Below are 19,116 nucleotides of genomic sequence, written 5' to 3' on the forward strand. Positions count from 1 at the left end.
TTGCATTGACTGCAAAAGTGCAGCCTGTGTAACGTGTTTGCGTGCTCACCTCTTCGACCGACCCGACGCCGGCCCTTGGCCTGCGCGAGCGCAAGAAGGCGGCGCGCCGCGAGGCGCTGGTCGCCGCCTCTCACGAGCTCGTCGGGCGTCTCGGTCTGGACGCCGTCACCGTCGAGATGATCTGCGAGCAGGTCGGGGTCTCGCCCCGGACCTTCTTCAACTATTTCGCCTCGAAGGTCGACGCCGTCCTCGGCATCCAGGAGACTCCGCTCTCCTCGGGGTCCGCCGAGGTCTTCGCCGCCGGCGGGCCCACCGGGAACCTCCTCGACGACTGCGCCGCCGTCGTCGGGGACATGCTCGACAGCTCTCCGGTCGACCTCGACAGGATGGCTCTCGTCATGGAGCTCTCCCAGCGCGAGCCAGCGCTCCTCGTCCGCCAGATCGCCTGGTTCGAGGAGCGCACGACCGAGCTCGCCGTCCTCGCAGCCCGCCGCACGGGTGCCGCGCACCCCGGGGCGACCGAGAAGATGATCAGCTCGCTGCTGATCCTCCTCGTCAGGTCCACCCTCACCCGCTGGGAGCTCGACGGCAGCGTCGGCGAGCCCTCCAGCCACCTTCCCCACGTCACCGCCGAGCTCCGCACGCTGCTCGCCCCGTCAGACTCCTAGACGTCTCACCCCGCCCAGAAACCAGGTTCCTCATGGCCTCCGCACCACCCGCCCCCGCAGGGGACAAGCCGCTGGTCGTCCTCGATCAGCGCACAGTCTGGACCATCTTCGGCGCGCTGCTCGCCTCGATGTTCATGTCGTCCCTCGACCAGTCGATCCTCGGCACAGCGATGCCGACCATCGTCGGCGAGCTCAACGGCGTCGAGCACCAGGGCTGGCTCATGACCGCCTACATCCTCGCGATCGCGATCGTCATGCCGCTCTACGGCAAGTTCGGCGACCTCTGGGGTCGTCGCTGGCCCTTCATCATCGCGATCGGGCTCTTCACCGCCGCCTCGGCCGGTGCCGGCTTCGCCCAGAGCTTCGGCGAGCTCGTCGCCTGGCGCGGCATCCAGGGCCTCGGCGGTGGTGGGCTGATGATCCTGTCGCAGGCGATCATCGCCGACATCGTCCCCGCGCGCGAGCGTGGCAAGTACATGGGACCGATGGGCGCACTCTTCGGCATCTCCGCGGTCATCGGCCCGCTGCTCGGCGGTCTCTTCACCGACCACGCCAACTGGCGCTGGTGCTTCTGGATCAACATCCCGATCGGTCTCGCCGCGATGATCGTCGCGTGGCGCACGCTCAAGCTCCCGACGCACCGCTCGACCAAGAAGATCGACGTGCTCGGCATCCTCTTCATGGTGCTCGCGACCTCGAGCCTCGTGCTCGTCACCAGCTGGCAGAGCTGGAGCGGCCAGGACAGCTACGACTGGTCGCACGGCGGCCTGCTCGCCCTGTCCTTCACCTTCGCAGCCTCGACGGCGCTCTTCATCATCGTCGAGCACCGCGCCGAAGAGCCGCTCATCCCGCTGCACCTCTTCAAGAACCCGACCTTCACCATCGCGACGAGCGTCGGCCTGGTCATCGGCATGGGCATGTTCGCCGCGCTGAGCTTCCTCCCGACCTTCCTGCAGATGTCCGCAGGGGTCTCGGTCACCGGGTCCGGGTTCCTCATGCTGCCGATGATGGCCGGGCTCATGCTCACGGCGATCACCTCGGGAATCCTCATCACCAAGACGGGCCGGTACAAGAAGTACCCCGTCGCGGGCATGGCGATCGCCACGATCGGCCTGGTCATGCTCACCCAGATCTCGGGCAGCACGTCGATGGTCGTCTTCGGCCTCATGCTCTTCGTGCTCGGGGCCGGCCTCGGCCTGGTCATGCAGACGATCGTCCTCGCGGTCCAGAACGCGGTCGACCCGAAGGAGATCGGGACGGCCACGAGCTCGAACAACTTCTTCCGCGAGATCGGTGCCGCCGTCGGCGTCGCGGTCTTCTCGACCATCTTCACAGGACGCCTGGGCGACAACCTCGTCGAGGTCGCCGCGTCGGTCCCGCCCGAGCAGGCTGCTCAGCTCGACCCGACGGGTGTCACCCCTGCGGGTGTCGCCGTCCTGCCCGAGCCGCTCAAGCAGGGCGTCATCGACGCCTTCGCCGACTCGCTCGCGCCGGCCTTCTGGTACCTCGTGCCGCTGCTGGTCATCGGCTTCCTGCTCACGCTGTTCCTCAAGGAGGTCAAGCTGTCGAACGAGGCCGGCATGGTCGCTCGCGGCGAGGCCGTGGCAGCAGGCGGCGCCCCGGTCCCTGCAGTCGACCCCAGCACCGACGACGTGACCCCGGCGTCGGACGACGAGCGCGAGCCCGTGCTCCTCGACGCGGACGGCCACCCGGCCGACGGCTCCGCAGCCTCGGGTGAGCGCACCACCGACGACACGGCACAGGCCCGACCGTCGGTATCCTGACCGGGTGAGCTCAACTCCGTCCTCCGCAGCCCCCGACCCCTCCGGCACCCCCGGAGGGGAGGGGGCTGCGCAGCAGCCCAGCGTCCCCAGGATCGTCCCGAAGAAGGCTGCCAAGCCGCAGTTCACCTCGACGATGCTCGTCCTCGAGGCCTTCGTCGTGCTCTTCGCGACGCTGACGGCCTCGCGGCTCATCGACGTCCCGGCCAGCACCGTGTGGATCGTCGGCGGGGTCCTCGCCCTCGTCCTGGTGATCTTGTCGCGCACCGTCGCGGCACCGGGCGGCTACATCGCCGGGTCGCTCGTGCAGCTGCCCGTCCTCGCGATCAGCATCGTCATCCCGCTGATGATCCCGGTGGCCGTCGTCTTCATCGCCCTCTGGGTCGTCTCGCTCTGGCTCGGGGCGAAGATCGACCGCGAGCGCGCCGAGTACGACGCCGCGCACCCTGACGAGGCGCCGAACGTCTGAGAGGCATGCACTCGAGCGGCACAGACGGTGACCGGTGATCTGGTCGGACGGCAGAGCCCTGGGCAGGCCAGGCGTCGGCGGGCTGCGAGTCCTCGACCTAGCCTGCGCGACCTCCGACGATAGGGTGTGCGCATGACCACGAACGCACCTGCTGTCTCCCGCACGCTCGTCCTCGTCAAGCCCGACGGTGTCCGTCGTGGGCTGTCGGGGGAGATCCTGCGACGCATCGAGGCGAAGGGCTACACCTTCGCAGCCGTCCAGCTCGTCCACCCCACGCGTGAGCTGCTCGCCGAGCACTACGCCGAGCACGAGGGCAAGCCGTTCTTCGAGCCTCTCGTCGAGTTCATGCTCTCCGGCCCGGTGCTCGCCGTCGTGGCCGAGGGGCACGGTGTCATCCCCGGCTTCAGGTCGCTCGCCGGCGCCACCGACCCGACCGCCGCAGCGCCCGGCACCGTCCGCGGCGACCTCGGCCGCGACTGGGGCCTCAAGGTGACCCAGAACCTCGTGCACGGCTCGGACTCCGAGGAGTCCGCAGCACGCGAGATCGCTCTCTGGTTCCCGGCCCTCTGACCCGAGCCGCTCCCTGACGGGCCTGCCCACCATCGTGTGGGCGGGCCCGTACTAGTCTCAGGGGCGTGCACCTGAAGACCCTCACCCTGCGCGGGTTCAAGTCGTTCGCCTCGGCGACGACGCTGAACCTCGAGCCCGGCGTGACCTGCGTCGTCGGCCCGAACGGCTCGGGCAAGTCGAACGTCGTCGACGCCCTCGCCTGGGTGATGGGGGAGCAGGGCGCCAAGACCCTGCGCGGCGGCAAGATGGAAGACGTCATCTTCGCCGGGACCTCAGGCCGCCCGCCGCTCGGCCGGGCCGAGGTGTCCTTGACGATCGACAACACCGACGGCGCCCTGCCCATCGAGTACGCCGAGGTGACGATCAGCCGGACGCTGTTCCGCAACGGTGGCTCCGAGTACGCGATCAACGGATCCTCGTGCCGCCTGCTCGACATCCAAGAGCTGCTCTCCGACTCCGGCCTCGGCCGGGAGATGCACGTGATCGTCGGGCAGGGGCAGCTCGACGCCGTGCTCCGTGCGACGCCCGAAGAGCGCCGCGGCTTCATCGAAGAGGCCGCCGGGGTGCTCAAGCACCGCAAGCGCAAGGAGAAGGCGCTCCGCAAGCTCGACGCGATGCAGGGGAACCTGCTGCGCCTGACCGACCTCACGGCGGAGATCCGCCGCCAGCTGGGCCCGCTCGGCCGTCAGGCTGAGGCAGCCCGCCGGGCAGCGACGGTCCAGGCCGACCTGCGCGACGCGAAGTCGCGCCTGCTGGCCGACGACCTCGCCCAGCTCACGGCGTCCCTCGAGCAGGAGATGGCTGACGAGAGCGCCCTGCGGCTGAGGCAGGCGGAGGCCGAGAGCGCGCTCGAGGCGGCCCGGACCGCGCTGCGCACCGCAGAGGCTGGTCTCGCCGCTGCAGGCCCGGCCGCCGCGGAGGCGAGCGCGACCTGGTACGCCCTCGGATCGGTGCGCGACAGGCTCGAGGGCACCCGGACCCTCGCGGCCGAACGGGTCAGGCTGCTCTCCGTCCCTGTCGCGCACCGGCAGGGCCAGGACCCTGACGAGCTCGACGCGCAGGCCGAGCGGGCCCGCGAGACCGAGGACGAGCTGGCTGCGGAGGTCGAAGACCACCAGGACGCGCTCGCCAGCAGCGCCGAGGAGCGCGCGGAGGCCGAGGCGGACGCGGCGGCTCGTGAGCGTGAGCTCGCTGCGCTCGTCCGTGGCGCGGCAGACCGCCGCGAGGGACTCGCGCGGCTCGCCGGGCAGGTCGCCGCAAAGCAGTCACGGGTGGACGCGACCCGTGCCGAGATCGCCCGCCTCGAGGACTCCCTCGCCGAGGTGTCCACCCGGGAGACCGGCGCGACCAGCGAGCTCGAGGCCCTCGAGGCCGAGGTGACCGACGTCGAGCACGGCCAAGAAGGCCTCGACGCGGAGCACGAAGAAGCCGTCGAGGCCCTCGACGCCGCCCTCGCGCGGCTCCGTGCCCTCGAGGCCGAGGCGGCGCAGGCCGAGCAGGACAGGTCCACGTGGGCTGCCCGCAGCGAGACCCTCGACCTCAGCCTCACCCGCAAGGACGGAGCAGGCGCAGTCCTTGCCGCAGACGCTCTCGACGGCGTCGTCGGCTCGGTCGCCGCGCTGCTGACGATCGAGCCCGGGTACGCCGACGCCGTCGTGGCGGCCCTCGGACAGCTCGCCGACGCCGTCGCCGTCGACTCGACCGACGCCGCCGTCGAGGTGATCCGCTACCTGCGCACCGAAGATGCCGGGCGCGCGAGCCTCGTGCTGGGTGGAGGAGAGGCTGCTCCGACCGCTCAGGACACGACCGGCGCCACGAGCCACCCCCGCGCCGTCCCCGACGGTGCCGTGCTGGCCTCGTCGGTGGTCTCGGTGTCGACCGCCGTCGGTCCCGGCCTCGTCTCAGCCCTCGACGGTGTCGTCGTGGTCGACGACCTCGTCCAGGCCCGTCGGGTCCTCGAGGTCGACCCCTCGTGGACCGTCGTGACCCGCGCCGGCGACCTGCTCGCCGCCGACAGGGCCTGGGGCGGGTCAGCCGCCGCCCCGAGCCTCCTGCACCTCCAGGCGGCGCTCGACGAGGCGCGGGCCGCCGAGGCGGACGCGTCCCGGCGTGCGACCGAGGCCACCGAGCTCCGTGCCGTCGTCGAGGACGAGGTCCGCGCGGCCCAGGAACGCGCCGACCTCGCACTAGACCGTCTGCACGCCTCCGACGCTGCGCACTCGGCAGCGGCCGAGCGTCTCGGACAGCTCGGAGCTGCAGCCCGCTCTGCGGCCGCCGAGGCCCACCGCACCCGTGAGCGCATCGAGGCCGCCGCCCGCACCCTCGAAGAGGACGAGACGCAGCTCGTCGAGCTCGTCGAGCGCCTCGAGGCCGCCGAGCTCGACCCGCAGGAGGCAGAAGACGCCATCGCCGCCGCCACACAGGCACGGGACGAGGCCGCAGCCGCCGCGACAGCCGCCCGCGCGGCCGAGACCGAGGCACGCCTGGGTCTGCGCACGAGCGAAGAGCGGGCCAGAGCCTTGTCCGGCCGTGCGCAGTCCCTCGAGCGTGCGGCCCGTGCCGAGCGCGAGGCGAGGGCTCAGGCAGAGCGCCGGGAGGCCGCGCGCAGGCGCCAGGTCGTGGTCGCCGAGGCCGTGCGGGACGGCGCCACCCGCGCGCTCGGGCACTGCGCGGTGTCGGTCGCGCTCGCGACCGAGCGGCGCGACGAGGCCGAGGCAGAGCGGCGGACCCGGGACGCCGAGGTCGTCGCGTGCCGTCAGCGCACCGAAGGCCTCGCCGAAGAGCTGAGGTCGATCACCGACGTCGCGCACCGCGACGAGGTCGCGCGCGCCCAGCAGCAGCTGAGGGTCGAGGCGCTGCGGCAGCGCGCCGTCGACGAGCTCGGGACCGACCCCGACGTCCTCGTCGAGGAGTTCGGTCCGCACAGGCTCGTGATCGACGCCGAGACCGCGATGCAGCAGCGCGCGGTGCTCGACGCGCAGCAGGACGCGCGCGACGAGGTCAGCACGGCCGACGGGCGCGGCGCGGCCGACGACGAGCCCGCCGCCGCCACCGACAACACCGACGGTCGGCCCGCGCCCGCCCCCCGGGCCCAGGCGCGTGCCTCGGACGAGGGCGACGTGCCCGTCGGACGGCCCTACGTCCGTGCCGAGCAGGAGAAGCGTCTGCGGTCGGCCGAGCGGGCGATGGCCCAGCTGGGACGGGTCAACCCTCTCGCGCTCGAAGAGTTCGCCGCGCTCGAGGAGCGCCACACCTTCCTCACGGAGCAGCTCGCCGACCTCAAGCGGTCCCGCGCCGACCTCCTCGAGATCGTCAAGGAGATCGACGAGCGCGTCGAGCGCGTGTTCACCGAGGCCTTCCACGACACGAGCGCGCAGTTCGACGAGGTCTTCCCGCGGCTGTTCCCGGGCGGCGAGGGTCGGCTGGTGCTCACCGACCCCGCGAACATGCTCACCACGGGCATCGAGGTCGAGGCCCGCCCCGCCGGCAAGAAGGTCAAGCGGCTCTCGCTGCTGTCGGGCGGGGAGCGGTCGCTCACCGCTGTCGCGCTCCTCGTGTCGATCTTCAAGGCCCGTCCGAGCCCCTTCTACGTCATGGACGAGGTCGAGGCCGCCCTCGACGACACGAACCTCGGCCGGCTCCTCGAGATCTTCGTCGAGCTGCAGCGCGACAGCCAGCTCATCGTCATCACGCACCAGAAGCGCACCATGGAGATCGCCGACGCCCTCTACGGCGTGACCATGCGCGGGGACGGCGTCACCACCGTCATCAGCCAGCGCATCCGCGAGGTCGTCGAGCAGTAGGGCGGCCGTCCGAGGCAGGTGTTCTCCGGCTCCGCAGAGCGGTTGCGGGGGCTCAGGGAGAGTGCGCGGAGCGCGCTCTGTGTAGAGGTTGGGTGAGGGTCGCCCGACTCGCCCGACATCACACCCTGAGGTCCGACCTGCGCCCGCTCCTGGTGGTACGACTGTCTCATGATGAATGTGTACCTCTGGCTCCTGGTCGCGATCGTCATCGCCGCCGTGGTCCTCGTCGTCGCCGGCACCATCGCGGCCGACGAGTCCGACGCCCGGGAGCGCACAGCACCTGCCGACCGCAGCCCCTGGGCCGTCCTGACCCGCCTGGTCTCCGACGCGCGCGCAGGCGCACGCTCCCTCCTGGACCGCGACGGCGACAGCGCGTCCTCGCGTGACGACCTCACGGGCAGCAGCGGGTCGACGACCACCGTCGACGAGTTCTTCGAGGCGACCCGGACCGAGCAGCGCGCGTACGTCGACGCCGACGAGATCCAGGAGATCATCCAGCAGCTGCGGCCAGGTTCCCAGCTTCGGCCGGGTGCCCAGGTTCGGTCAGGTGCACAGGTGCGATCAGGTGCACAGGTGCGGTCGGGGGCCGAGAGGCGCTGACTGGCGGGGCAGCCGGTGAGGCAGGGCATCGTGTCGACGCCCTCCTGGTGCCGACCGGCGCCACCACCTGAGAGACTGCTCGGGTGAACGATCTGCTGCCACTCTGGATATCTCTCGCCGTCCTCCTCCTCGCGGGCCTCGGCTTCGTGGGCGTCTCGGCGTCCCGACGCTCGAAGACTCTGCCGCCGGCCGAGCGCCGCGCCGAGATCGAGGACGCCCGGACCGACGACGACCGGACCGACGACGACGCCGCGACGCGCCCGGCCAGCGCCACGGACGTGCTCGACCTCCCGCCGACGGAGACCGAGGTCGGGGTCGACCCTGACGTCGCCGTGCCCGGGGTCGTCGTCGACGTCCCCGAGCCGCCCGCCGGACGCCTCGTCAGGCTGCGCGAGCGCCTCGCCCGTTCCGGCTCTCCGCTCGGCGCACGGCTGCTCGCGGTGCTCTCGCGCGACAACCTCACCGAGGACGACTGGGACGAGCTCGAGGAGACCCTCCTCCTCGCCGACGTCGGCGCAGGGCCTGCGACCGAGCTCATCGACACCCTGCGGACCCAGGTCCGCGTGCAGGGTGTCAAAGACCCCGCGAGCGTCCGCGCGATGCTGCGCAGCGCTCTCGTCGAGCTCGTCGACCCGACGCTCGACCGCAGCCTGAGCACGAGCGCCACCACGACCGACGGCGTCAAGGTGCCCGCGGTGGTCCTCGTCGTCGGTGTCAACGGCACCGGGAAGACGACGACTGTCGGCAAGCTCACCCGCGTCCTCGTCGCCGACGGCAACGAGGTGATCCTCGGGGCTGCCGACACCTTCCGCGCCGCGGCGGCCGACCAGCTGACCACCTGGGGCGAGCGTGTCGGTGTCGAGACCGTCAGGTCCTTCAAAGACGGGGCCGACCCCGCGGCCGTCGCCTTCGACGCCGTGAAGACCGGCAAGGAGCGCGGCGTGGACGTCGTGCTCGTCGACACCGCCGGACGTCTGCAGAACAAGGCCGGGCTGATGGACGAGCTCGGCAAGATCTCACGGGTCATCACCAAGGAGGCCCCGCTCACCGAGGTGCTCCTCGTGCTCGACGCGACGACCGGTCAGAACGGCCTCAACCAGGCGCGCGTCTTCGCCGAGGTCGCCGGTGTGACAGGCATCGTCCTGACGAAGCTCGACGGGACCGCCAAGGGCGGGATCGTCGTGGCCGTGCAGCGCGAGCTCGGTGTCCCGGTCAAGCTGGTCGGTCTCGGCGAGGGCCCGGACGACCTCGCGCCCTTCGACCCCGAAGAGTTCGTCGACGGGATCCTCCAGGGCTGAGACGCCCCGATCCACTCCTCGGACACTGACAGATCGTCCCGGACGCCCCGCACGAAACACGATGTTTACGTGCGGGGCGTTCCTGTCACCTCGGCGTAACGCAGCGGCGGGTTCCCCGAAACGGCAGACCTCGACAGTTGTCGTTGACCGGCCGCCGGGCCGGGATGGGAGATGATCCGATGGAATGGGATACCGGAGCTACCGCGTGGATGCTGGTCTCAGCATCTCTCGTGCTCCTCATGACGCCAGGGCTGGCCTTCTTCTACGGCGGCATGGTGCGAGCCAAGTCAGTGCTCAACATGATGATGATGTCGTTCGGCGCGATGGGGATCATCGGCGTCGTCTACGTCCTGTGGGGATGGTCGATGTCCTACGGCAGCGACATCGGTGGCATCATCGGCAACCCCTTCGACCAGTTCGGCCTCTCGGGCACGATCTTCGACGAGTCCGGAGCGGCTGTCTCCAGCACGCTCGGCAACTACCCGCAGGTGGTCGACGTCGCCTTCCAGGTGACCTTCGCGATCATCACCACGGCGCTCATCAGCGGTGCGATCGCCGACCGCGTGAAGTACGGCAGCTGGCTCGTCTTCACGGGCATCTGGGTGACCCTCGCCTACTTCCCGCTCGCCCACATGGTGTGGGGCGGCGGATTCCTCAGCGGCTCTGAGGACGGCCTCGCCGCGAAGATCTTCGGCGTCACCGACGGCGCGGCCACAGTCGCCCCGATCGACTTCGCCGGTGGGACCGTGGTGCACATCAACGCCGGTGTCGCGGGCCTCGTGCTCGTGCTCCTCATCGGTGCACGCAAGGGCTTCGGCAAGGAGCCGATGCGCCCCCACAACCTCCCCTTCGTCATGCTGGGTGCGGCGCTCCTCTGGTTCGGCTGGTTCGGGTTCAACGCCGGTTCCGCCTTCGGTGCCAACGAGACCGCGGGCCTCGCCTGGGTCAACACCACCTCGGCAGCAGCGGCCGCGATCCTCGGCTGGCTCGTCACCGAGAAGATCCGTGACGGCCACGCCACCTCGCTCGGTGCCGCCTCGGGTGTCGTCGCCGGTCTCGTCGCGATCACCCCGGCCGCCGGAGCGCTCAGCCCCGTCGGCGCGATCATCCTCGGTGCTGTCGCCGGTGCGCTCTGCGCCCTGGCGGTCGGCCTCAAGTACCGCTTCGGCTACGACGACTCGCTCGACGTCGTCGGCGTCCACCTCGTCGGTGGGCTCGTGGGCACCATCGGCATCGGATTCCTCGCGACCGAGGGCGGCCTGTTCTACGGTGACGGTGGCAAGCTGCTCGTCATCCAGGTCGTCGTCGCACTCTTCGCGGTGATCTTCTCCGGTGTCGTCACCCTCGTCGTCGGCCTCGCCATCAAGGCGACGCTCGGCTGGCGCATCACCGAAGACCAGGAGGTCGGCGGCATCGACCTCGCGGTCCACGGAGAGTCGGCATACGAGACCCTCGGCGGCGGCCGGGTCATCAAGGAGGTCAGGTCATGAAGCTCGTCACAGGAATCATCCAGCCCCACCGTCTCGACGACGTGAAGTCGGCACTCGAGGCAGCAGGCGTGCGCGGCATGACCGTCAGCGAGGCCAGCGGCTACGGCCGCCAGAAGGGCCACACCGAGGTCTACCGCGGCGCCGAGTACACGGTCGACCTGGTCCCGAAGGTCCGCATCGAGGTCCTCGTCGAGGACGACGACGCCCCTGTCGTCACCGGGGTGATCGTCCAGGCCGCGCAGACCGGCAAGATCGGTGACGGCAAGGTCTGGACCGTCCCGGTCGACGACGTCGCCCGGGTGCGCACCGGGGAGCACGGCGCGACAGCGCTGTGACCCACGGCCGCTGCGCCGCCCTGACCACAGGCCTGGCCACAGGCTCAGGGCGGCGCACGGCAGGCACGACCGCCGTCCGCAGCGGCGTCGGAGCATCTCCCGCACCATCACGCACACGCAGCAGCGCAACGGGGCCACGGCCCCGCTCGGCTCGGCTGGACGAGGAGCACCATGTCGGACCAGCCCAGCCAGCACGGCTCACCTGAGGTCCCGCACCCCGCCGGGGTGCGGGACCTCAGGTCCGAGATGATCGACCTCGCGATGTCCCTCAGCGGGCCCGCGGGCCCGGCGACAGCGCCGGCTCGTGGGACAGCGGCGACCGAGGCGATGACCGCCGCCCTCCGGCCGGTCCCGGCCGAGCAGGGAAGGGCCCGTCGCGCGGCCCTCGTCGAGCTCACGAGCACCCGCCTCGCCGAGCTCTGGGACACCGCGACAGCCGAGATCGACACTGCGGGCATCGCGCTCGCCGCGGTCGGCAGCCTCGGGCGGGGTGATCTCGGCCCGGTCTCCGACCTCGACCTCGTCCTCGTCCACGACGGACGCTCGCACTCCGCGCAGACCGTCCAAGAGCTCGCCGAGGCCCTGTGGTACCCGATCTGGGACGCGAGCCTCGAGCTCGACCACTCGGTCCGCACCCTGGCCCAGTGCCGCCAGATCGCCTCGAAAGACCTCCCCGCGGCCATGGGAATGCTCGACGTGCGTCCCATCGCCGGCGACTCGGTCGTGGCCCACAGGGCCTCGTCCGCCGTCCTGGAAGACTGGCGCGCGGCCGCCCGGCGCAGGCTCCCCGAGCTCGTCGCGTCGACCAAGACTCGCGCGACCCGCCACGGCGAGCTCGCCTACCTCATCGAGCCCGACCTCAAAGAGGCCCGCGGCGGCATCCGCGACGCCGTGATCCTCACGGCCCTCGCAGCCACGTGGCTCACCGACAGGCCCCACGGCGCCGTCGACCGTGCGTACTCGCACCTGCTCGACGCCCGCGACGCCCTCCAGCTGACCACCCGGCGCCACACGAACCGGCTCGGGCTCGCCGACCTCGACGAGGTCGCCGTGCTCTGCGGGTACTCCGACCCCGACGACTTCCTCGCGAGCCTCGCCGACGCCGGCCGCGAGATCTCCTACGGCCTCGACACCACGCTGCGGCGCGCCCGCCAGGCGCTCCAGCGACCGCTCGTCTCGCGACCGTTCCTCATCCGTGGACGTCGTGCCGCCCCACGGCTGCGCTCTGTCGGCGACGGGCTCGTCGAGCACGACGGCGAGCTCGTCCTCGCCGTCGACGCCGCCCCGGCCGCCGACCCGCTGCTCGCCCTGCGCGCCGCCGCGACAGCCGCGCGCACAGGCCTGGCGCTCTCGCCCGTCTCGGCGTCGAGCCTGGCCCAGTGCCCTCCGCTGCCACGGCCGTGGCCGCGGCAGGCCCGCGCCTCCCTGCTCACCCTGCTCGGGTCGGGAGCCGCGCAGGTGCCGGTCTGGGAGGCGCTCGACAGGGCCGGGGTGGTCACGTCCTGGATCCCGGAGTGGGTCGGCGTGCGGAACCGGCCCCAGCGCGCCGCCGTGCACAGGCACACCGTCGACCGCCACCTCATCGAGGTGGCCGCGCGGGCCCGCGGCTGGCGCAAGACCGTCGCGCTGCCTGAGGTCCTGCTGCTCTCGGCGCTGCTGCACGACATCGGCAAGCGGGCCGGTGCGCAGGACCACTCGGTCACCGGGGCGCGGCTGATCCCCGACGTGGTCGGGCGCATGGGCTTCGACGACGCCGTCGTGGCCGACGTCCAGCGGATGGTCGCCCACCACCTGACCCTCTCCAGGCTCGCCGTGAGCAGCGACCCCGACGACCCGGCCACCCTCGACGAGCTGCTCGAGGCGGTCGACCACCGCGCCGACCTCCTCGAGGTGCTGCGCGGGCTCACCGAGGCAGACTCCTCGTCCCTGGGCCCCAACGGCTGGACGACGTGGCGCGCCCGCCTGGTCGACGATCTCTACAGGCGGGCTGCGGTCGCGCTCGGCGTGCCCGACGGTGGCGCCCAGACGGGGGACCGTCCTGCGGGGACCGGGAGCCCGGGTGCAGCCGCGCAGGAGGATCACCCGGTAGTCTGACCCTTCAGCCACTTCCAGCGAACGGTGAGGATTGCAACGGTGTTCGCCACCCTGTCAGATCGACTGACGTCGACGTTCAAGAACCTGCGGACCAAGGGACGACTGTCCGAGGCCGACATCGACGCCACGGTCCGGGAGATCCGCCGTGCCCTGCTCGACGCCGACGTCGCGGTCTCGGTCGTCCGTGAGTTCACCGGGACCGTGCGCGAGCGCGCCCTCTCCGCCGAGGTCTCCGGGGCGCTCAACCCGGCCCAGCAGGTCGTCAAGATCGTCAACGAGGAGCTCGTCGCGATCCTCGGCGGCGAGAGCCGCGGCCTCAACCTCGCGAAGAACCCGCCGACGGTCATCATGCTCGCCGGCCTCCAGGGTGCCGGTAAGACGACCCTCGCCGGAAAGCTCGCGCTCAACCTCCGCGAGCAGGGCCACACGCCGCTGCTCGTCGCAGCCGACCTCCAGCGCCCCAACGCCGTGACCCAGCTCAAGGTCGTCGGCGAGCGGGCCGGGGTCCCGGTCTACGCGCCCGACCCGGGCAACCAGGGCGCCGAGGGCCAGTCGGGCGTCTCGACGGGTGACCCCGTCACCGTCGCGCGCGCCGGTGTCGAGACCGCACGGTCCCGCCAGCACGACGTCGTCATCATCGACACCGCCGGTCGCCTGGGTGTCGACGCGGACCTCATGCAGCAGGCCGCTGACATCCGCGACGCGACGAACCCGGACGAGATCCTCTTCGTCATCGACGCGATGATCGGCCAGGACGCCGTCGCGACGGCCCAGGCCTTCGCCGAGGGCGTGAGCTTCACGGGTGTCGTGCTGTCCAAGCTCGACGGTGATGCCCGCGGTGGCGCGGCCCTCTCGGTGGCCCGCGTCACCGGCCAGCCGATCCTCTTCGCCTCGACAGGTGAGAAGCTCACCGACTTCGAGGTGTTCCACCCCGACCGCATGGCCTCGCGCATCCTCGACATGGGTGACGTCCTCACCCTCATCGAGCAGGCCGAGAAGGCCTTCGACGCCGACCAGGCGCAGGACATGGCCGACAAGCTCGCGTCGGGCAAGGACTTCACGCTCGCCGACTTCCTCGTCCAGATGCAGCAGATGCGCAACATGGGCTCGATGAAGAAGATGCTCGGCATGCTCCCGGGCATGGGGCAGATGCGCGAGGCCCTCGACAACTTCGACGAGCGCGAGGTCGACCGCGTCGAGGCGATCGTGCGGTCCATGACCCCGGGCGAGCGCGAGAACCCGAAGATCATCAACGGATCGCGCCGCGCGCGCATCGCCAAGGGCTCGGGCGTCACCACGACCGACGTCAACCAGCTGCTCGAGCGCTTCGCCGGCGCGCAGAAGATGATGAAGCAGATGAGCCGCGGCGGCGGCATGCCGGGGATGCCCGGCATGGGGAACCTGCCCGGCATGGGCGGCAAGAAGCAGCGTGGTCGTCAGGCACCGGCGAAGAAGAACAAGAAGGGCCGCTCGGGCAACCCCGCCAAGCGCGTCGCCGAGCAGCAGGGACTGACCGCCGGGCCCTCGACGCCCACAGGTTCGGCCTTCGGCATGGGTGGGGCTGCGAAGGACGAGGCCCCCCTCGAGCTGCCCCCGGGCCTCGAGAAGTTCCTCGGCCGCTGAGCAGACCTCTGCGATGAGCAGCCGGACGGTCGACCTCCCGACGATCCACCTGCACGGGACCGTCGTGCTCGGTGACGATCACGAGGTCGGCGACGCGTGGGTGGTCGACGGGCGGCTGACGCTCGAGCGGCCTGCAGGCCCGTCTGCCCAGGGCCGGGAGACCGTCCGGATCGACGGGGTCGCCGTCCCCGGTCTGGTCGACGTGCACTGCCACGTCGGCCTCGGCCCCGACGGCGCGGTCGGCCGCGACGAGGCCGAGGCCCAGGCTGTCGCCGACCGCGACTCCGGGGTCCTGCTCGTGCGCGACGCCGGGTCGCCTGCTGACACCCGGTGGATCGACGAGCGGGACGACCTGCCGAGGTTGATCCGGGCTGGTCACCACCTCGCCCGTCCCAAGAGGTACCTGCGCGGCTACGGACGCGAGCTCGACGACGTCGCGGATCTCCCGGACGCTGTCGCCCAGGAGGCCGACCGCGGGGACGGCTGGGTCAAGATCGTCGCCGACTGGATCGACCGCGAGGTCGGCGACCTCACCCCGCTGTGGCCCGCCGACCTGCTCGCCGAGGCCGTCGCCGTCACCCACTCCCGTGGAGCCCGCGTCACGGCCCACACCTTCTCGACCGAAGCACTCGACGACCTGCTGGCCGCCGGGGTCGACTGCCTCGAGCACGGGACCGGGCTGACCGACGACCAGGTCGCCGAGGTCGTCCGTCGCGGTGTCGCGGTGACGCCCACGCTGCTCCAGGTCGCGCGCTTCGAGGAGATCGCTGCTCAAGGAGCCACGAAGTTCCCGGTCTACGCGGCCCGCATGCGGCGGATGCACGCCCGGCGGTACGAGCACGTCGCCGCGCTCCACGAGGCCGGTGTCAGGCTGCTCGTCGGGACCGACGCGGGCGGGACCCTCGGGCACGGGCTGGTCGCGCAGGAGTGCGCCGAGCTCGTGCGGGCCGGCGTGCCCGCCCCGGAGGTCCTCGCTGCGGCGAGCTGGCGCACCCGGGAGTACCTGGGGATGCCGGGCCTGCTCGACGCGCCGTCGGCCGACCTCGTCGTCTATCCGTCGCACCCGCGGCACGACGTCACGGTGCTCGCGGCGCCCTTGGCGGTCGTGGTGAGAGGCGCTCTCGTGGCGCCCGGTGAGCGTGCTGCACGAGCCACGTGAGCGATCGGCCAGGAGGGTGACGCAGCCGACCGTGAACCCGCCCTCCCAGGAGGTGGCGGGCACTCTTGCCGGTCTGGCATAATCAGCCGCGTACTCGGCATGCCCGGCCCCTCTCTCCGGACAGTGTCGTGTCTCGGACCAGCTCATCACACCGCACCCCGCCGGAGCGGTGAGCAGTCCACCACCTTCAGAACCAGGAGAGACCACCACAGTGGCCACCAAGATTCGTCTCAAGCGCCTCGGCAAGATCCGGGCTCCGTACTACCGCATCGTCGTCGCCGACTCGCGCACCAAGCGCGACGGTCGTGTGATCGAGGAGATCGGCAAGTACCACCCGACCGAGGAGCCGTCGCTCATCGAGATCACGTCGGACCGCGCACAGTACTGGCTCGGAGTCGGCGCACAGCCGACCGAGCAGGTCGCCGCGCTCCTCAAGATCACCGGTGACTGGCAGAAGTTCAAGGGCCTCCCGGGCGCAGAGGGTACCCTCCGCACCAAGGAGAAGCCGTCGGCCGAGTCCGTCGCAGAGGCTGTCGCCACTGCTGCGGCCGACGCCGAGAAGTCCAAGGCGAAGGCGTCCGAGGCGAAGGCTGCTGCAGCCGCCGCCGCATCGGCTGACGCTGCCCCTGAGGCTGACGCCTCCGCGGAGGAGCAGGCCTGATGCTCGCCGACGCTCTCGAGCACCTGGTGCGCGGAATCGTGGACAACCCCGATGACGTGCAGGTGAACGCCAAGGCCTTGCGCCGTGGCGAGCTCCTCGAGGTCCGGGTCCATCCCGACGACCTCGGACGGGTGATCGGCCGTGGGGGTCGCACCGCTCGTGCGCTGCGAACCGTCATCGGCGCGCTCGCTGGGGACTCCTCAGTGCGCGTAGACGTCGTCGACGTAGATCGTCGCTGACTGCCTCAGGCAGTCAGACAAGTCTGTAGACCGAGGCCCGGCCACCACTGGTGAGCCGGGCCTCGGTGCGTCTGGAGCCCCGCACCCGGGGCGCGATGGAGGAGTGGGAATGGAACTGACAGTCGCCACGATCGGCCGGGCTCACGGTCTGCGCGGAGAGGTCGCGCTCGACCTGCGCACCGACGACCCCGAGCTCCGCCTGGCCGACGGTCAGGTGCTCCGCACGATCCCCGCCTCGGCGGGACCGCTCACGGTGGTGTCCTCCCGTGTGCAGAACGGCCGCTGGCACGTCGCCTTCGCGGAGATCTCGGGACGCACTGCGGCCGAGCAGGCGCGCGGCATCGAGCTCGTCGTCGACGTCGACTCCTCGGACGAAGAAGACGCCTGGTACCCGCACGAGCTGGCCGGTCTGCGCGCCGAGCTCCTGGACGGGACCGTCGTCGGGGAGGTCGTCGGCCTCGACCACCTCCCGGCCCACGACATGCTCGTCCTGCGCGAGACCGACGGCACCCGCACGCTCGTGCCCTTCGTCCGCGTCATGGTCCCGGTCGTCGACGTGGCCGGTGGACGCGTCGTGCTCGACCCGCCCGGCGGGCTGCTCGCCCGCGACGCCGCGAACCTCGAGGTGGCGATCCCCGAGGAGGGGTCGGCAGCAGCCGCAGACGCCGCCGAGGCTGAAGATGCTCAGGAGCCCAGCACCGAGGGGACTGAGGGCACTGACGGCGCCGACAGCACCGACGCGTCCGAGGGTGGTCGCTGAGTTGCGCATCGACGTCGTCTCGATCTTCCCGGACTATCTCGCCCCGCTCGAGCTCTCGCTCGTCGGCAAGGCCGCGCAGTCAGGTCTGCTCGACCTCACGGTCCACGACCTGCGGTCCTGGGCGACAGACCGCCACCGCACCGTCGACGACACGCCCTTCGGCGGCGGTGCCGGGATGGTCATGCGCCCGGACGTGTGGGGCGCGGCCCTGGCCGACGTCCTCACGCCCGACGCCACCCTCGTCGTCCCCACGCCGTCGGGGGAGACTTTCACGCAGCGCGTCGCCGAGCAGCTGGCCCTCGAGCCCGCGCTCGTCTTCGCCTGCGGGCGCTACGAGGGGATCGACGCCCGCGTCGCCGAGCACCACCGGGCGGCCGGCGGGACCGTCCGCGAGCTGTCGATCGGGGACTACGTCCTCAACGGCGGCGAGGTCGCCTCGCTCGTCATGATCGAGGCCGTCGCGCGTCTCCTGCCCGGCGTGATCGGCAACCCCGAGTCCCTCGTCGAGGAGTCGCACGGCGAGGCCGGGCTCCTGGAGTACCCCGTCTACACCAAGCCGCCGAGCTGGCAGGGCCTCGACGTCCCTGAGGTGCTGCTCAGCGGCCACCACGCGAAGATCGCCCGCTGGCGCCGTGACAGGGCCATCGAGCGCACGATCGCGCGGCGTCCGGACATGATCGAGGCGCTCGACCCGAGCATGCTCGACAAGGCCGACCGCGCGCTGCTGACCGGGCACGGCTGGCTCCCCGGCGAGGACGGCCGGTTCCACCAGGCCTGACAGGCGGGGCGTGATCGGGCCGCTCGGCGGGCGGGTAGTGCTCACCTGTCGGGCTGTGGCAGAATCAACCCTTGGTGCACGCTGGACCGGACACTGCCACAGGGGCGTCCAACACAGCTGTTTCACTGCTCTGATCGATCGTCGCACGGCAACCCTCACGGGATGCCGGTCCTGCGACCGGTGAGGCACCACATCCACTCATCACCATGGGCACGGCAGCCTCGCGCAGCCGGACCCACGAGACGTACCTGACCTGTGGCAGGACGGGGAGAGAACATGAACACGCTCGACAGCGTCGACGCAGCATCGCTGCGTACCGACATCCCGGCCTTCCGCTCCGGCGACACGGTCAAGGTCAACGTCAAGGTCGTCGAGGGCACGCGCTCGCGTGTCCAGGCGTTCCAGGGTGTTGTCATCGCCCGCGTCGGCGGCGGCGTCCGCGAGACCTTCACGGTCCGCAAGATCAGCTTCGGTGTCGGGGTGGAGCGTACGTTCCCCGCCAACGCACCGTCGATCGAGTCGGTCGAGGTCATCACCCGCGGTGACGTGCGTCGCGCCAAGCTGTACTACCTCCGCAAGCTTCGCGGCAAGAAGGCGAAGATCAAGGAGAAGCGCGACTTCGTCTCCAAGTGATCCTCGTGCGGCTCGTCTGACGAGCCGCAGGAGCAGCACGGTTCTCACACGAGGGCGGCCACCGAGGTGGCCGCCCTCGTGCGTGCCCGCCGAGGGTGGCGTGGGCCCACGCCGCGACTCGCGGACCGAGAGCATTCGATGATCACCTCCAGGAA

General features: G+C 71.3%; 17 protein-coding genes. All 17 read left to right on the top strand.

Annotated elements, in window-relative coordinates:
• Positions 1-41 precede the first annotated feature (41 nt).
• The 17 genes from ASG53_RS06480 (at position 42) to rplS (ending at position 18,961) form a co-directional block, all read left to right on the top strand.
• A complete protein-coding gene (locus ASG53_RS06480) occupies positions 42-668 on the top strand; it encodes a TetR/AcrR family transcriptional regulator (RefSeq protein ID WP_056129917.1) in 627 nt (208 codons plus the stop codon).
• A gap of 32 nt (positions 669-700) precedes the next feature.
• Entirely contained in the window at positions 701-2,452 is a 1,752-nt protein-coding gene (locus ASG53_RS06485; protein ID WP_235533851.1) for an MDR family MFS transporter, read from the top strand.
• A 4-nt stretch (positions 2,453-2,456) separates the two neighbouring features.
• On the top strand, positions 2,457-2,918 hold the full coding sequence (locus ASG53_RS06490) for a DUF4233 domain-containing protein (protein WP_308507510.1): 462 nt from the start codon (positions 2,457-2,459) through the stop codon (positions 2,916-2,918).
• 132 nt (positions 2,919-3,050) lie between these two features.
• Positions 3,051-3,488: a nucleoside-diphosphate kinase gene (gene ndk / locus ASG53_RS06495; protein WP_056129919.1), complete on the top strand. Its 438-nt coding sequence runs from the start codon at positions 3,051-3,053 to the stop codon at positions 3,486-3,488.
• A gap of 65 nt (positions 3,489-3,553) precedes the next feature.
• The gene (smc, locus tag ASG53_RS06500) at positions 3,554-7,291 is read left to right on the top strand and encodes a chromosome segregation protein SMC (protein WP_056129922.1); all 3,738 of its coding nucleotides are present in this window, start codon (positions 3,554-3,556) and stop codon (positions 7,289-7,291) included.
• Positions 7,292-7,462: 171 nt separating this feature from the next.
• Entirely contained in the window at positions 7,463-7,891 is a 429-nt protein-coding gene (locus ASG53_RS06505) for a hypothetical protein (protein ID WP_156382680.1), read from the top strand.
• An 83-nt stretch (positions 7,892-7,974) separates the two neighbouring features.
• Positions 7,975-9,189, top strand: coding sequence for a signal recognition particle-docking protein FtsY (gene ftsY, locus ASG53_RS06510; RefSeq protein ID WP_056129927.1), 1,215 nt, complete (start codon positions 7,975-7,977; stop codon positions 9,187-9,189).
• Positions 9,190-9,368: 179 nt separating this feature from the next.
• A complete protein-coding gene (locus ASG53_RS06515) occupies positions 9,369-10,679 on the top strand; it encodes an ammonium transporter (RefSeq protein ID WP_056129929.1) in 1,311 nt (436 codons plus the stop codon).
• A complete protein-coding gene (locus tag ASG53_RS06520) occupies positions 10,676-11,014 on the top strand; it encodes a P-II family nitrogen regulator (protein ID WP_012867362.1) in 339 nt (112 codons plus the stop codon). Before ASG53_RS06515 ends, ASG53_RS06520 begins: the two co-directional genes overlap by 4 nt.
• Before the next feature lie 171 nt (positions 11,015-11,185).
• Positions 11,186-13,108, top strand: coding sequence for a [protein-PII] uridylyltransferase (locus ASG53_RS06525; RefSeq protein WP_056129932.1), 1,923 nt, complete (start codon positions 11,186-11,188; stop codon positions 13,106-13,108).
• A gap of 39 nt (positions 13,109-13,147) precedes the next feature.
• Positions 13,148-14,731, top strand: coding sequence for a signal recognition particle protein (gene ffh, locus ASG53_RS06530; protein ID WP_056129934.1), 1,584 nt, complete (start codon positions 13,148-13,150; stop codon positions 14,729-14,731).
• A 13-nt stretch (positions 14,732-14,744) separates the two neighbouring features.
• Entirely contained in the window at positions 14,745-15,890 is a 1,146-nt protein-coding gene (locus ASG53_RS06535) for an amidohydrolase family protein (RefSeq protein WP_056129937.1), read from the top strand.
• Between the two features lie 211 nt (positions 15,891-16,101).
• Positions 16,102-16,551 (top strand): 30S ribosomal protein S16, encoded by a 450-nt coding sequence (gene rpsP, locus ASG53_RS06540; RefSeq protein WP_056129940.1) that lies wholly within the window; start codon positions 16,102-16,104, stop codon positions 16,549-16,551.
• Positions 16,551-16,790 carry an RNA-binding protein gene (locus tag ASG53_RS06545; protein WP_056129943.1) on the top strand — a complete coding sequence of 80 codons (240 nt, stop codon included), beginning with the start codon at positions 16,551-16,553 and terminating at the stop codon, positions 16,788-16,790. Before rpsP ends, ASG53_RS06545 begins: the two co-directional genes overlap by 1 nt.
• 109 nt (positions 16,791-16,899) lie before the next feature.
• On the top strand, positions 16,900-17,550 hold the full coding sequence (gene rimM / locus ASG53_RS06550; RefSeq protein ID WP_056129946.1) for a ribosome maturation factor RimM: 651 nt from the start codon (positions 16,900-16,902) through the stop codon (positions 17,548-17,550).
• 1 nt (position 17,551) lies between these two features.
• Positions 17,552-18,328 carry a tRNA (guanosine(37)-N1)-methyltransferase TrmD gene (trmD, locus tag ASG53_RS06555; RefSeq protein ID WP_056130861.1) on the top strand — a complete coding sequence of 259 codons (777 nt, stop codon included), beginning with the start codon at positions 17,552-17,554 and terminating at the stop codon, positions 18,326-18,328.
• Positions 18,329-18,604: 276 nt separating this feature from the next.
• A complete protein-coding gene (gene rplS / locus ASG53_RS06560; protein WP_056129949.1) occupies positions 18,605-18,961 on the top strand; it encodes a 50S ribosomal protein L19 in 357 nt (118 codons plus the stop codon).
• The last annotated feature ends 155 nt before the right edge of the window (positions 18,962-19,116 follow it).

This window comes from Sanguibacter sp. Leaf3, from assembly GCF_001425965.1.
GTDB lineage: Bacteria > Actinomycetota > Actinomycetes > Actinomycetales > Cellulomonadaceae > Sanguibacter > Sanguibacter inulinus.